This window comes from Acinetobacter pecorum (assembly GCF_014837015.1).
Taxonomy (GTDB): Bacteria; Pseudomonadota; Gammaproteobacteria; order Pseudomonadales; family Moraxellaceae; genus Acinetobacter; species Acinetobacter pecorum.
In genome coordinates this window covers 36,005-49,349 of record NZ_JACSPT010000008.1, presented here as the reverse complement: position 1 = coordinate 49,349, position 13,345 = coordinate 36,005, and the positions used below count along the sequence as shown (strand labels likewise).

Annotated in this window: 14 protein-coding genes; 11 read left to right on the top strand and 3 right to left on the bottom strand. The window is 43.3% G+C overall.

The features are described from left to right. Window positions 1–68: 68 nt before the first annotated feature. Genes H9629_RS07695 through rfbB form a run of 3 tightly spaced genes read right to left on the bottom strand, consistent with a single transcriptional unit; the run spans window position 69 to window position 2,421 of the window. Window positions 69–482, bottom strand: coding sequence for a sugar 3,4-ketoisomerase (locus H9629_RS07695; RefSeq protein ID WP_064101665.1), 414 nt, complete (start codon window positions 480–482; stop codon window positions 69–71). Window positions 483–487: 5 nt separating this feature from the next. Then, on the bottom strand, window positions 488–1,363 hold the full coding sequence (rfbA, locus tag H9629_RS07690; RefSeq protein ID WP_064096885.1) for a glucose-1-phosphate thymidylyltransferase RfbA: 876 nt from the start codon (window positions 1,361–1,363) through the stop codon (window positions 488–490). Continuing rightward, window positions 1,363–2,421 (bottom strand): dTDP-glucose 4,6-dehydratase, encoded by a 1,059-nt coding sequence (rfbB, locus tag H9629_RS07685; protein WP_191730838.1) that lies wholly within the window; start codon window positions 2,419–2,421, stop codon window positions 1,363–1,365. The genes rfbA and rfbB overlap by 1 nt, the downstream gene beginning before the upstream one ends. Before the next feature lie 742 nt (window positions 2,422–3,163). On the opposite strand from rfbB, the gene H9629_RS07680 reads away from it, so the two are divergent. The 11 genes from H9629_RS07680 to ahr all read left to right on the top strand — a co-directional run bounded on the left by H9629_RS07680 (window position 3,164) and on the right by ahr (window position 13,341). Next, the gene (locus H9629_RS07680; RefSeq protein ID WP_064096884.1) at window positions 3,164–4,240 is read left to right on the top strand and encodes a polysaccharide biosynthesis/export family protein; all 1,077 of its coding nucleotides are present in this window, start codon (window positions 3,164–3,166) and stop codon (window positions 4,238–4,240) included. Between the two features lie 253 nt (window positions 4,241–4,493). After that, the gene (locus H9629_RS07675) at window positions 4,494–6,677 is read left to right on the top strand and encodes a polysaccharide biosynthesis tyrosine autokinase (protein ID WP_191730837.1); all 2,184 of its coding nucleotides are present in this window, start codon (window positions 4,494–4,496) and stop codon (window positions 6,675–6,677) included. A gap of 166 nt (window positions 6,678–6,843) precedes the next feature. Next, a complete protein-coding gene (locus H9629_RS07670; RefSeq protein WP_064096882.1) occupies window positions 6,844–7,548 on the top strand; it encodes an FKBP-type peptidyl-prolyl cis-trans isomerase in 705 nt (234 codons plus the stop codon). 49 nt (window positions 7,549–7,597) lie between these two features. Then, window positions 7,598–8,287, top strand: coding sequence for an FKBP-type peptidyl-prolyl cis-trans isomerase (locus H9629_RS07665; RefSeq protein ID WP_064096881.1), 690 nt, complete (start codon window positions 7,598–7,600; stop codon window positions 8,285–8,287). A 164-nt stretch (window positions 8,288–8,451) separates the two neighbouring features. Next, complete coding sequence (locus H9629_RS07660; RefSeq protein WP_064096880.1) at window positions 8,452–9,186, top strand: dienelactone hydrolase family protein; 735 nt, start codon at window positions 8,452–8,454, stop codon at window positions 9,184–9,186. Window positions 9,187–9,280: 94 nt separating this feature from the next. Then, window positions 9,281–9,640, top strand: coding sequence for an HIT family protein (locus H9629_RS07655; protein ID WP_064096966.1), 360 nt, complete (start codon window positions 9,281–9,283; stop codon window positions 9,638–9,640). A 160-nt stretch (window positions 9,641–9,800) separates the two neighbouring features. Further along, entirely contained in the window at window positions 9,801–10,829 is a 1,029-nt protein-coding gene (gene mutY, locus H9629_RS07650) for an A/G-specific adenine glycosylase (RefSeq protein ID WP_064096879.1), read from the top strand. A 69-nt stretch (window positions 10,830–10,898) separates the two neighbouring features. Further along, a complete protein-coding gene (locus tag H9629_RS07645) occupies window positions 10,899–11,441 on the top strand; it encodes a M23 family metallopeptidase (protein ID WP_191730836.1) in 543 nt (180 codons plus the stop codon). Window positions 11,442–11,456: 15 nt separating this feature from the next. Continuing rightward, entirely contained in the window at window positions 11,457–11,702 is a 246-nt protein-coding gene (locus tag H9629_RS07640; RefSeq protein ID WP_064096877.1) for a hypothetical protein, read from the top strand. A gap of 24 nt (window positions 11,703–11,726) precedes the next feature. Then, window positions 11,727–12,323 (top strand): DNA-3-methyladenine glycosylase I, encoded by a 597-nt coding sequence (locus H9629_RS07635; RefSeq protein WP_191730835.1) that lies wholly within the window; start codon window positions 11,727–11,729, stop codon window positions 12,321–12,323. After that, the gene (ahr, locus tag H9629_RS07630) at window positions 12,313–13,341 is read left to right on the top strand and encodes an NADPH-dependent aldehyde reductase Ahr (protein ID WP_191730834.1); all 1,029 of its coding nucleotides are present in this window, start codon (window positions 12,313–12,315) and stop codon (window positions 13,339–13,341) included. The genes H9629_RS07635 and ahr overlap by 11 nt, the downstream gene beginning before the upstream one ends. Window positions 13,342–13,345: the final 4 nt, after the last annotated feature.

Below are 13,345 nucleotides of genomic sequence, written 5' to 3'. Positions count from 1 at the left end.
TCATACATCTCCTTAATATTTATTATTATTTAAAACCCTGTTTTTTATTATGCTATTATTTTAATTCACTATTGCGTACAGGTCTTATGCAGTTCTTTTAAAAACTGGTCATAATTGCGGATATAATCGCTTTCATCATAATAATCGCTTGCCAATACCAGCAATATGCAATCTTTGGAAAAATCATGCATCTCATGCCAAACCATTGGCGGGATAAATAATCCTTTATTAGACTGACCTATTAAGACCTCTAGCTTTTCTTTGCCATTATCCATCAGCATTTTGCAACTGCCTTGAATGCAAAAAGCAATTTGTTGAAGGTCTTTATGTGCATGAAATCCACGAGGAACATCAGGCTGAGCACCGAAAATATAATAGAGCCTCTGTATACTAAAAGGAACATTCCGATTAGCTTCGGCGACCACCAAGCTGCCACGATGATCTCCCAGATTAGGTAATTCTATCCATTCGATAAGATTCATCGTTATTACCCCACTAAAGAAATCAGATATTGTCCATAGCCATTTTTATTCATTGTTTGACCAATCGCTAAAACTTCCTCTCTGCTCAGCCAGCCATTATTCAATGCAATTTCTTCCAGGCAGGCCACTTTATAACCCTGACGTTTTTCAATAGTTTCTACAAATTGAGCTGCCTCAAGCAGACTGCCCTGTGTTCCTGTATCCAACCAGGCAAACCCACGCCCCAACAATTCAACATTTAAATCACCTCGTTCCAGATATGCCTGATTAATCGAGGTAATTTCCAGCTCACCCCGTTCGGAGGGTTGTACCTGTTTGGCAATTTGAATCACATCATTGTCATAAAAATACAGGCCAGTTACGGCGAAGTTAGATTTAGGATGTTTCGGTTTTTCTTCAATTGAAATCACACGGTGCTGTTCATCAAATTCCACCACGCCAAAGCGCTCAGGATCTTTCACCTGATAACCAAATACCGTTGCTCCTTTTTGCCGTGCTGCAGCTTGACGTAGCATAGGGGTAAAACCTTGCCCGTAGAAAATATTATCGCCCAGCACCAGACATACATTGCTTTGGCCAATAAATTTTTCGCCCAGGATAAAGGCTTGTGCCAAACCATCAGGGCGAGGCTGAATTGCATAACTCAGCTCCATGCCAAACTGTGAACCATCTCCTAATAAACGCTTAAACCCCTCAATATCCTCTGGCGTACTAATAACCAGAACGTCACTGATACCGGCTAACATCAGGACAGATAATGGATAATAAACCATCGGTTTGTCATAAATCGGAAGTAGCTGTTTCGAGATGCCTTTGGTAATAGGATGCAAACGTGTGCCCGAACCACCGGCTAAAATAATCCCCTTGGTTGTGCTAGCCATTAGACTGCCTCCCCTAAACGTTCACGCTGATAAGAACCATCCTGAACGCGATGACACCATGTCAGATTATCCAGATACCACTTCACAGTTTTACGGATACCGGTCTCGAATGATTCCTGTGGCTTCCACCCCAGTTCCCGTTCAATTTTTGATGCATCAATGGCATAGCGCAGATCATGTCCAGGCCGATCATTAACAAAAGTGATGAGGCTTTCATAACGTTCCCCATTCAGTTGAGGTTTTAATTCATCTAAAATCTGACAGATGGTTTTTACCACGTCTATATTTTGTTTTTCATTCCATCCACCAATATTATAGGTCTCACCTACAATGCCTTGAGTCGCAACCTGATATAAAGCGCGGGCATGGTCTTCTACGAAAAGCCAGTCTCGAACCTGCTGACCATTACCATACACTGGTAAGGACTTCCCTTCCAAAGCATTGAGGATCATCAAAGGAATCAGTTTTTCAGGAAAATGATAAGGTCCATAGTTATTGGAACAGTTTGTGATCACGACTGGCAAACCATAAGTTCTATGCCAGGCACGCACCAGATGATCCGAGCTGGCCTTACTGGCCGAATAAGGTGAACTTGGCAAATAAGGTGTGGTTTCTGCAAACAGATCGGTTGTGCCTTCCAAATCTCCATAGACCTCATCTGTTGAAATATGGTGGAATTTGAATCTGGATTTTTTAATTTCAGGCAGCTTTTGCCAATACTTTCGTGCAGCTTCTAATAAGGTATAGGTACCGACAATATTTGTTTTAATAAATTCGGCTGGGCCATCGATGGATCGGTCCACATGAGACTCTGCCGCTAGATGCATGACCACATCGGGTTCAAAGCTTGCAAATAGTCGTGTTAAAGCTGCATGATCACAAATATCAGTTTGAGAGAAATGGTAACGTGGGTGATCCGATATAGAAATTAAAGATTCTAGATTACCCGCATAAGTTAACTTATCAACATTTAAGACTTGATGTTCAGTCTCCTTGACCAGATGCCGGATGACAGCAGATCCAATAAAACCGGCTCCACCAGTCACTAATATTTTCATCACCATTTTAAATACCCTTTAATATTTTTATTCTACTTTTCACTAATTATTTTTAATATATTGATGCCTTTTAAGCGTCTCTTTTTTTATTGATTTGTTCATAAGATATATTAATTCTATTACACAAACCACTTACAAAAAAAGCCGATACTTAAATGTAGTTACATTTTATGAATCTATTTTCGTTTTTAAAAATATTTTTACCCTATATTGATCTTAATCCTGCACCCACTTTCCAGCCAATATTGTTCTAATATTCATCATTTTTTTTATTCCAATACTTTAATTAACAATGTTTTATTTTAATTCCATAAGGCATAATTATTCTATAAATTATTAAACTAATGCTTAAATTAAATAAAAATCAACAATCTAAGAAACCTTTAGATCAGATAAAAATTATATAAAAATACTTTCCTCGATTAATTTCTATCGTTATTGCTTCTTTCATTGGATTCAACTCATCTATTAAAAAATAACAATTAGAAACAATTAATCTTCTTTATAATCTTAAAAAATTTTCTATATCTCTACCGCTTGTTCAATCAAGCTTTCACGTCCATTTTCGTCCATCTTTTTGCAAAATCTTAGCCTGGCGTTATTTAATTGGGTCAAAAATAGCTATAGACAAGGTATGTGATATATTATATTTTTTAGACGTTAATCACATAAATCGAATTAAAAAAATTAATAATTATTAATAAATACCAATTCTGAACATATAAAAATAAAGGGGTTTCAAGTGAACCATAGACACCTTTTAGGTATTTTTACCTTAAGCCTATCTTTAGTTGGATGTGCAGCAATATCCGGCTTTCAAACCTATAATTTACCGAAAGAAGGCATCTATCAAACTGAGCTAGGAACACCTGTCAATCTGGTGCAATTAAATCAGCAAACCCTGCCTGTCGTACAGTCGGCCCAAACAAATAATCTCAGTCATTATGCTGCTTTATTTCAGACCGAGGTGCAGGATTACCGCTTGAATCCGGGTGATATCTTATCTTTTCAATTATGGGCTTATCCTGAAATCAGTGCCGCCCCTACGGCCAGCGATAATAACAACGGCTATCAAATTGACCGGAATGGTTATATTCACTTTCCATTCATTGGACGCTATAAAGCAGCAGGAAAAACTCTTCCGCAAGTGAATCAGGAAGTACGACGCCTATTAACACCTTATTTAAACCGCCCGGATGTAGTGGTACGCGTGATTTCATATCAAGGACAACGCTATTCTGTGGTTGGCAATGTGAAATCGGCAGGACAGTTTTACCTGTCTGACCAACCGATTAGTGTTTATACAGCATTAGGTCTGGCTGGCGGTATCAATGAGCAGGGTGACTCGACTTCAATTCAACTGGTACGTCAGGGGGTGACCTATGACCTGAATACTATTGCACTGGAAAAGGCTGGATATTCTTTACATAAACTCTTGATTCAACCAAATGACACTCTTTATATCAGCCCTCGTGAAAACCAGAAAATCTATGTGATGGGGGAAGCAGGTGCCAATAAACCGTTGCCAATACGTGATCAGGGAATGACGCTTGCGGATGTGCTGGGTGAAAGTGAAGGCATCAACCCCTATTCAGCGAGTGCTAGCCGGATTTATGTCTTACGTGGCAATTCCGATAACAAGATGACCGACATATATCACTTAAGTTTAAACAACCTTGGAGATTTTGGCCTGGCCAAACAGTTCAAGATGCGTAGTAACGATATTGTCTATGTAGATGCCACAGGTCTGACTCGTTGGGAACGCGTTGTGAGCCAGATTCTTCCATTTTCATATGTCGCTGACTCGGCTATACGATAGGTAATTTAGCTATATATAGTACCAGGTGCTTAATACTGAATAGGAAACAGACATAATAAGAACTGTCTTCTTCTGATCATTATTAAAATATCTGGCCTTATGCGGGTTAGATATTTCAGGAAAGGACCATATAACCAGAATTTTAGAGTCCTTTTTCGCAAAGGCAGCAAGTCTTTGATTATTTTATATAATTTTATTAAAAAATAACTCACTGACTGGAAAAATCACTTTTAAACTTTTAGATAGTAAAATTATGAACAAAAATAACAATACCGAAAATATGATTGACCTAAAAGGGGTGTTCTTTTCCCTGCTCGCGCAATGGAAACTCATCCTGTTATGTGGCTTGCTCAGCCTGATTGTCGTGCTGCTGTATATACGTACCGCAGCCCCTAGCTATAAGGTAGATGCAATTGTCCAGGTCGAGGAAAGTAGAGGGGCATCAGCTGCTTTATTAGGCAGCCTGTCAAGTATTATTAGTCAGATGTCTTCGTCGAATGCTGAGATTGAGGTGTTAAAATCACGCACTATTCTTGAGTCCGTGATTGATCGTTTAAATCTGGATCTGCATATCGCCAGTACTGAAGAATCTTTTATCAACCGTCTTATTCAGGGAAGAAACTCGCAAACCGAATATCAGCCTGAAACAGTACGCTTTAAAGAAGGTCTTAAAAGCTTTGATATCCGTCAGTTTGAAGTTCCTGCAGCGTATCTGGATAAAAGTCTCCTGCTAAAATTTCAACCACAGAGCTTTAGCCTGATCAATCCAGCTACAGAAGAAATTGTCTTTCAAGGGCCACTTAACCAGGCCGTTCAAGGCAAAGCTGCACAGGGAGACTGGAAAGTTGCCATCTTCACTCAGGATAAGCTAGATAACAGCTATCGAGTTCAAAAACTCTCGCTGCCTACAGCGATTGATTCCATTCTCGCCAATTACTCCGTTACAGAAAAAGGCGAACTGAGTGGTGTTCTGCAGCTTCGTTATCAGGGGCAAGATAAACAGCACATCACCAAAGTACTGAACACGATTTTAGCCCTTTATAGCCAGCATAATATTACACGCCGTTCCACAGAAACAGCCCAGACACTGGCATTTCTGGATGAACAATTACCGGATTTAAGAAAACAGCTGGATAATGCAGAATTTGCCTTTAATAAATTCCGCCAACAGCATAATACTGTTGATATTGCTAAAGAATCTGAATTGTACTTAAACCAGAGCGTCACCCTCGAAACACAAAAAGTCTTACTCGAACAGAGACAGGCTGAAATAGGTGCCAAATATGCAGCACTACATCCGGCCATGCGGGAAATTACCGCTCAACTTCGGGTCATCAATGGCAAGATTGGCGAGCTGAATACCGCACTTAAAAATGTTCCAGAGATCCAACGCCAGTTCTTGCAACTGTCACGTGATGTAGAAGTCAAACAGCAACTGTATACCAACCTGGTAAATTCCTATCAGCAACTGCGTATTGCCAAAGCGGGTGAAATTGGCAATGTCCATATCATTGATACCGCACTTGAACCGATTGACCAGATGCAACAGAAAACACCCCTGATTCTGTTCCTCGCCTTCTGGTTCGGTATTTTCCTGGGAATCCTGGTGGCATTATTCCGCAATATGCTGCGTTCCGGGGTGAAAGAGAGCAGTCAGATAGAATATCAACTGGGGCTTCCGGTCTATGCGAATATCGCACACTCCCCGAGTCAGAAACCTGGGCTAAAACTCCTGAAAAAGAAAAATATTCCTTTTGTATTGGCCCTTAAACATAGCGATGATATTGCGATCGAAAGTTTGCGCAGCATCCGCACTGCGAGCCATTTTGCCCTTGGCCAGGCCAAGAACAACATCATTATGATTTCAGGTCCCGCACCCAAAGTTGGAAAATCATTTGTTTGTAGCAACCTGGCGGTCATCATGGCAGAAAAAAACAAACGCGTACTGGTGATTGATGCAGACTTGCGTCGTGGTCATATCCACAAATATTTTGATCTGGATCATCAAAATGGATTAACTGAATACCTGAATGAGCAAATTACATTAGAACAGACGATACAAAACACCAATCTTCCGAACTTAAATGTCATCACCTGCGGTAAAAGCTCAACCCATCCATCTGAGCTTCTTAATTCGGTATGCTTTCAGGAGCTACTGCAATCTGTGATTCCACACTATGACCATATCATTATTGACACACCACCTGTATTGGCGGTCACGGATGCGACTATCGTAGCCCGATATGTCGGACTCAATTTGGTCGTGGCACGCTATGCAAAAACTCAAATGAAGGAGCTTGAGCTGACATTGAACCGTTTTAAACAAGCCGGTTGTATCGTAAATGGCTTTATCCTGAATGATATTCAGCCTTCGGCCGCAGGAAGCTATAGTTACGATTACATTTACAGTTATAAGTCTAGAGTACAAAATAGCTGACCCCATTCATAAAAAAAACCAGCAATTGCTGGTTTTTTTTATGTCTTCCAGCTTCAACAGAATTGCGGTATTCGCTTGCTAAAAAACCACCCATTCTGCAAGATTTCTCAAAATTTTCTGCTAAGATGGAATGAACCTCCACGATAACATTAGATTGGAATAATACATGAGTAAGGCCTTACCGATTGCTGTCGCTGTTCTTTTAGGCGGTGCCGCGCTAGTACCTGTTTACTATGCAACTCAAAACCCAGCTGCTCAAACAACAAAAGCATCTAAAAATGCCTCAGCTGTTTCTAAAATCAGCTATGCACTTGGTTATGAAGTTGCTCACCAAACTCCACCTGAGCTGGATATTGACAGCTTTGTGACAGGTGTTCGTGAAGGTCATGCCCGTACTGCACCTGCTTATACTGAAGAAGAATTACAGGCCGCTTATGAGCAGTTCCAGAAAGAAATGCAGCAAAAGCAAGTCGACAGTGCCAAGCAGGCTCAAGCATCCAGCGATACTTTCCTAACTGAGAATGCCAAAAAAGCAGGGGTAAAAACCACAGCATCTGGTTTGCAATATCTAGTCACTAAAGAAGGCACCGGCAAACAGCCTGCGGCATCGTCAATCGTGAAAGTCCATTACACCGGAAAACTGGTTGATGGTACCGTATTTGACAGCTCGGTCGAACGTGGTGAGCCGATTGAGTTCCCACTCAACCAGGTGATTCCAGGCTGGACCGAAGGGTTGCAACTGATGAAAGAAGGCGGCAAAGCCACGCTATATATTCCGGCAAAACTGGCTTATGGCGAACAGGGCGTACCAGGAACTATTCCTCCTAACAGCACTTTGATTTTTGATGTGGAACTGATCGAAGTCAAATAATCCACGAATAAGGAGAGCACTGTGCTCTCCTTTATTTTGAGAAATGATAATGAAAATACAAATAAGCTTGCTGGTTTTACTGCTAAGTTCTGGCAGTCTTTTTGCCAAAGACATCACCACTAAAAGTTCTGAAGCAGAACAGGTGGGTTACAGCTTTGGTTATCTGATGGGAAAAAGTAATGCAGACTCTTTACAAGGTATTGATCTGGATGCCTTCAGTGCCGGTTTAAAAGCTGCTGCTGCCGGAAAACAGGCGACTTTAAGTGAAGAAGAGATGGCGCGGGTATTGACCCAGTTCAAGCGTCAGGCTGAAGCCAAAGAGCTGATTACCCTGAAAAAACAGGCTGATGAAAATGCCAGAATTGGTCAGGCGTTTCTGGCAGAGAATGCCAAAAAACCTGGGATTAAAACCACCAAATCAGGCCTGCAATATCAGATTCTTCAGGAAGGCAAAGGCAAATCGCCGAATGCAAACAGTAATGTCCGCGTACATTATGAAGGCCGTTTGATTGATGGTACAGTTTTTGACAGTTCGATTGCCCGTAATCAGCCCGTGGTATTCCGTACCACCCAGGTCATTACTGGCTGGACCGAAGGCTTGCAGCTGATGAAAGAAGGTGCCAAATATCGTTTCTTCATTCCGGCTGAACTGGCCTACGGACAAATTGGTTCAGGGGATGTAATTGAGCCGAACAGTACCTTGATTTTTGATGTGGAATTACTGGAAATTATTAAATAATAAATCCTATTTTTCCTGATAAAAAAGCAGAGAGGTTCTAGATTTACCTCTCTTTTTTTATGCCTTTCAACCTCCCTAAATTGCAAGTTTTCATGTCACATCCCGACCAGTTTTGCTATGTTATGTTTTAATCAAGCGATTCAACAACAATAGAGGACGTCAGCATGGCAGCAATCAAGACCCGCGAAATTCATTACACTGCACAGGATGGCAGCCCATTAATCGGTTATTTTGCCGCACCAGAAACTGATACTCCTGTTGCCGGTATACTGGTTGCACCAGAATGGTGGGGTCGTAACGAATATACCGAACAGCGTGCCCGTGAACTTGCAGAACATGGCTATGCGGCCTTGGCCATGGACATGTATGGGGACAAAAAAGTCACGACCAATTCTGATCAGGCATATCAGTGGATGATGCAGACTTTTGCAGATCCTGACACCATCGTTAACCGTGCCACAGCGGCTTTGAATGCTCTGGCAGCGCAGGATGAAGTTAATCCCGAAAAACTCGCAGCGATTGGTTTCTGCTACGGAGGCAAAGTCGTACTGGATCTGGCCCGTTCCAATGCCCCATTAAAAGCAGTCGTCACTTTTCATGCCAATCTGACGCCAAAAGCACCGGCTCAGGAAGGTCAGGTACAGGCAGAAATCCTAGTACTGCATGGAGAACTGGACAGTATGGTAACGCTGGATGATGTTGCCAGTTTCCGCGAGGAAATGCAGGCTGCCAAGGTCAAACATGAAGTGACTGTTTTTGAAAATGCCAAACATGGCTTTAGCAACCCGCTTGCCGATGAACGGGCCAAAGCCAATGGCGTGGATCTTGGCTACAATCCAGAAGCGGAACAAAAAGGCCTGGCAGCAATGTACGCCTTACTGGATCGCCGTTTGGCATAAATAGAAACAACTATTCGGCTTGTTTACAGGCTGAATATTTCAGATACTTCATGAAGAAAAGAAAGATAAATCCTACCAGAGGAGAATGTATATGATGGCTGAAACCAACTGCCCCTACTGCAATTTTGACGAATATGATGTCATTGCCAAAAATGATTATGGTGTGGTGTTGCCTGAACCGAATTCATTGTCCGAAGGTCACTGTGTCGTGATTCCATTACGGCATGTGGCCTCATTTTTTGAAGTGACCGACAAAGAACGTAAAAGTTTGATGTCTTTACTGGAACAGGCACGTAATGAACTACAATTACGCTACCAGCCTGCCGGGTTTCATGTCGGTTTTATTGATGGTGAAGTATTTCAGGAAAAGGTAGAACATCTGCATATTCATATTATTCCGCGTTATGCAGGCAAAACCTTGAAGCTGGATGAGCGCTGGGGAATTAATGATTAACCAGGTTCTATATCAAAAATAAATGCTCTACGGAGCGTTTATTTTTTTGAAATCACTCTTCTGCCCAAATAAATGAGCAGCCATTTTTATCCTACTTTTCACATTCCCACCCTGCTGATTCCGCTATACTAGCTGCTGTTTATTCGGTTGCTAGGTGTTCATGTTCGTATTTTCAGATGCCCTGTTGGAATGGTTTGATGTGCATGGTCGTCATGACTTGCCCTGGCAGGTGACAGATGATCCATATAAAGTCTGGGTCTCTGAAATCATGTTGCAGCAAACCCAGGTCAAAACTGTACTGCAATATTTCGAACGATTTATCCAGCGTTTTCCGACTGTTCAGGACTTAGGTCAAGCCTCATGGGATGAGGTTGCACCTTACTGGGCAGGTCTCGGCTATTATGCCCGCGCCCGCAATCTGCATAAAGCGGCCGGCATCGTGACGGCACAGCAGCAGTTCCCTCAAACTCTGGAAGAATGGATGGCTTTGCCCGGCATTGGCCGTTCTACCGCGGGCGCCCTGATGTCACTGGGTTTACGTCAATATGGCGTAATCATGGATGGTAATGTTAAACGGGTATTGTCACGTTTCTTTGCCATTGAAGATGATCTGTCCAGACCGGTGCATGAACGTGCCCTATGGCAACTGGCGGAACAGCTCTGTCCTGTTGAACGCAATCATGACTATACTCAGGCGATTATGGATCTGGGAGCAACCGTATGTACGCCAAAAAAGCCTTTGTGTCTGTATTGTCCCATGCAGCAGCATTGCAAGGCACATCAGCAAGGACTGGAAAATGAATTGCCTTTCAAGAAGGCCAAAAAACCGGTTCCAGTACGCTCTGCTCAGGTCTTGCTGATCCAGTCCGGTACAGACTGGCTCTGGCAGCAACGTCCCAATAGTGGTCTTTGGGGCGGTCTCTGGTGTCTGCCGATTATTGAAAATGCACATGAATTGGAACAGCGATGCCAGCAGCTGGGCCTGAAAAATATCGTCAAAAAGACCCAGATTAGCCACAGTTTTACCCATTTTACCTGGCACCTTGAAGCGATTGTTTTTGCTGTAGATCAGGATCAGCAGGAGCATCTGGCGATTGAACTGCAAGGCTGCTGGATGAGTCCACAAACAGCAACCGATGCCGGTATTCCGACTGCCATGAAAAAATTGATCACTAGCGTCAATCTGTGACATAGTCTGGACAAAGCAAAATATCGATCAGCTCGACATGAGCATTGCCAATATTTAAGGATGAATAAAGTGCGCCAATACCTTGCTTTGACATGGATTGTTTTCATCACTGTGCTGCTGGCAGCCTGTAACAGTACACCGAAAAAATCCCCCGCTGTACAACTGAACCCTATCCTGGTGAAGAGACTCAACAGCCTGCAGATGCCTAATTCATTGGCAATCCCGGTGGCACGCGTACAGGCACGTGAATTAACAGATACCTGGGGCGCTTCGCGCAGTCGCGGACGTCTGCATGAAGGCATTGATATCATGGCTCCACGTGGAACCAAAGTTTTTAGCGCGACTGAGGGCCTGATTGCGGATTTACGTAATAACAATTTGGGTGGTAAAGTAGTCTGGATTCTGGGTCCAAGCGGCTCCTGGCATTATTATGCGCATCTGGATGGTCATAAACGTGGCTTAAAAGTAGGCGACCATGTCAAAAAAGGCCAGCTGATCGGTTATGTTGGCAATAGCGGTAATGCCCGGCATACTGCTCATCATCTGCATTATGGAATCTATTTACAGGGCAAGGGCCGCGGTGTGGTCAACCCTTATCCCTATTTACGTTAATTTTAGGATATTTACATGTCAGAAGCGTTGATCAATCGTCTGGTGGAATTTGCTGAATCAGGCAATCAACAAAAAATTGTATTGAATGGTCAAACTTACCAGGGCTGGGTGATGGAAATTACCGAGGATGCGCTTCTGATCAGTACCGGCTATGCTGACAAGGCCGGTAAAGATATGTGGATTCAATTTAGCGATCTGGATCAGGCTGAACTGTGGTACTGGGACAATCAGCAGGATCAATGGACTGTGTTTAAATTATAAAAGCACCAAAACAAGGAGCATCACATGACTGTGCAACGCTGTGGCTGGTGCTCCGATGATCCGCTGTATATCACCTACCATGACCAGGAATGGGGACAGGCCCTGCTGGATGAAAATCGCCTGTTTGAAATGCTGTGTCTGGAAGGACAGCAGGCCGGTCTGGCCTGGATTACCGTTCTTAAAAAACGTGAAGCTTATCGTGAACATTTTTTTCAATATTCGATCGAATCTATCGCCTCACTTACAGATCAACAACTCCAAATAAAACTCGAAGATGCTAGCCTGATACGGCATCCCGGCAAACTCAATGCCATTCGGGAAAATGCCCAAGCATGGCTGAAACTGCGACAGCAAGGGATTAATCTGGTGGATTGGCTCTGGTCTTTTGCACAGCAACCGCGACTGAATAATGATGTTGTGGATTATCGGCAAGCACCCGCTCAAACCATTGAGAGTCAGCAGATGTCTAAAGCCCTTAAACAGGCCGGTTTTAAATTTGTCGGACCCACCATTTGCTATGCCTTTATGCAGGCCGTTGGTATGGTCGATGACCATGAAAATCATTGTGACTTTAAAACAATATCCTCCCATTTAAATAAGAGTCGAAATCATGTCGAATAATATTATTCAAGCTTATGCAGCCATGTCTGCAGGTGCGGAACTTGAACCTTATCAGTTTGATGCCGGAGAACTGCAGCCGCATCAGGTCGAAGTCAAAGTAGAATACTGCGGTCTCTGTCATTCCGACATTTCAGTGATCAATAATGACTGGGGTTCTTCAGTGTATCCGGTCGTAGCAGGACATGAGATTATCGGTACCATTACCCATCTGGGTGCAGAAGCCAAAGGCCTGAAAGTTGGTCAACGAGTGGGTATCGGCTGGACGGCAGAAAGTTGCCAATATTGCGATCCTTGTATTTCAGGCCAGCAGGTGCTGTGTACTGGCGGTCAGGTAGCTACCATTGTCGGACATGCCGGTGGTTTTGCCGACAAAGTGCGTGCCGGATGGCAATGGGTCATTCCCCTACCCGAAGATCTTGATCCTGAAAGTGCTGGCCCCCTACTCTGTGGCGGGATTACCGTATTTGATCCGATCCTGAAACATCAGATTCAGGCCATTCACCATGTTGGCGTAATTGGTATTGGCGGTTTAGGGCATATGGCCATCAAGCTGCTAAAAGCCTGGGGCTGTGAGATTACCGCTTTCACCTCAAATCTGGATAAAAGTGATGAGCTGAAAGGCATGGGCGCTGACCATGTGGTCAATAGCCGTGATTCGGCTGCCTTAAAAGCCCAGCGTGGCAAGTTTGATTTATTGCTGAGTACGGTCAATGTGACTCTGGATTGGCAGGCTTATCTGGCAACTCTGGCACCCAATGGTACTGTACATATGCTCGGTGTACCTCTGGAACCGATGCAGATTCCGGCTGGCATGCTGATTGGTGGGGCCAAGTCAGTAAGCGGCTCACCGACAGGTTCGCCAGCTGCACTGCGCCAGCTGCTGAAATTTGCTGCACGTAAAAATATTGCTCCGCAAATTGAAGTATTCCCGATGTCACAGCTGAACCAGGCGATTGAACATCTGCATTCAGGCAAAGCCCGTTACCGGATTGTGCTTAAAGCAGATTTTACAGCTTAAATCC

Coding starts and splice junctions, on each gene's coding strand:
- H9629_RS07695 (WP_064101665.1), bottom strand. CDS start 482: ATGAATCTTATCGAATGGATAGAATTACCTAATCTGGGAGATCATCGT.
- rfbA (WP_064096885.1), bottom strand. CDS start 1,363: ATGGCTAGCACAACCAAGGGGATTATTTTAGCCGGTGGTTCGGGCACA.
- rfbB (WP_191730838.1), bottom strand. CDS start 2,421: ATGAAAATATTAGTGACTGGTGGAGCCGGTTTTATTGGATCTGCTGTC.
- H9629_RS07675 (WP_191730837.1), top strand. CDS start 4,494: ATGAACAAAAATAACAATACCGAAAATATGATTGACCTAAAAGGGGTG.
- H9629_RS07670 (WP_064096882.1), top strand. CDS start 6,844: ATGAGTAAGGCCTTACCGATTGCTGTCGCTGTTCTTTTAGGCGGTGCC.
- H9629_RS07665 (WP_064096881.1), top strand. CDS start 7,598: ATGAAAATACAAATAAGCTTGCTGGTTTTACTGCTAAGTTCTGGCAGT.
- H9629_RS07660 (WP_064096880.1), top strand. CDS start 8,452: ATGGCAGCAATCAAGACCCGCGAAATTCATTACACTGCACAGGATGGC.
- H9629_RS07655 (WP_064096966.1), top strand. CDS start 9,281: ATGGCTGAAACCAACTGCCCCTACTGCAATTTTGACGAATATGATGTC.
- mutY (WP_064096879.1), top strand. CDS start 9,801: ATGTTCGTATTTTCAGATGCCCTGTTGGAATGGTTTGATGTGCATGGT.
- H9629_RS07640 (WP_064096877.1), top strand. CDS start 11,457: ATGTCAGAAGCGTTGATCAATCGTCTGGTGGAATTTGCTGAATCAGGC.
- H9629_RS07635 (WP_191730835.1), top strand. CDS start 11,727: ATGACTGTGCAACGCTGTGGCTGGTGCTCCGATGATCCGCTGTATATC.
- ahr (WP_191730834.1), top strand. CDS start 12,313: ATGTCGAATAATATTATTCAAGCTTATGCAGCCATGTCTGCAGGTGCG.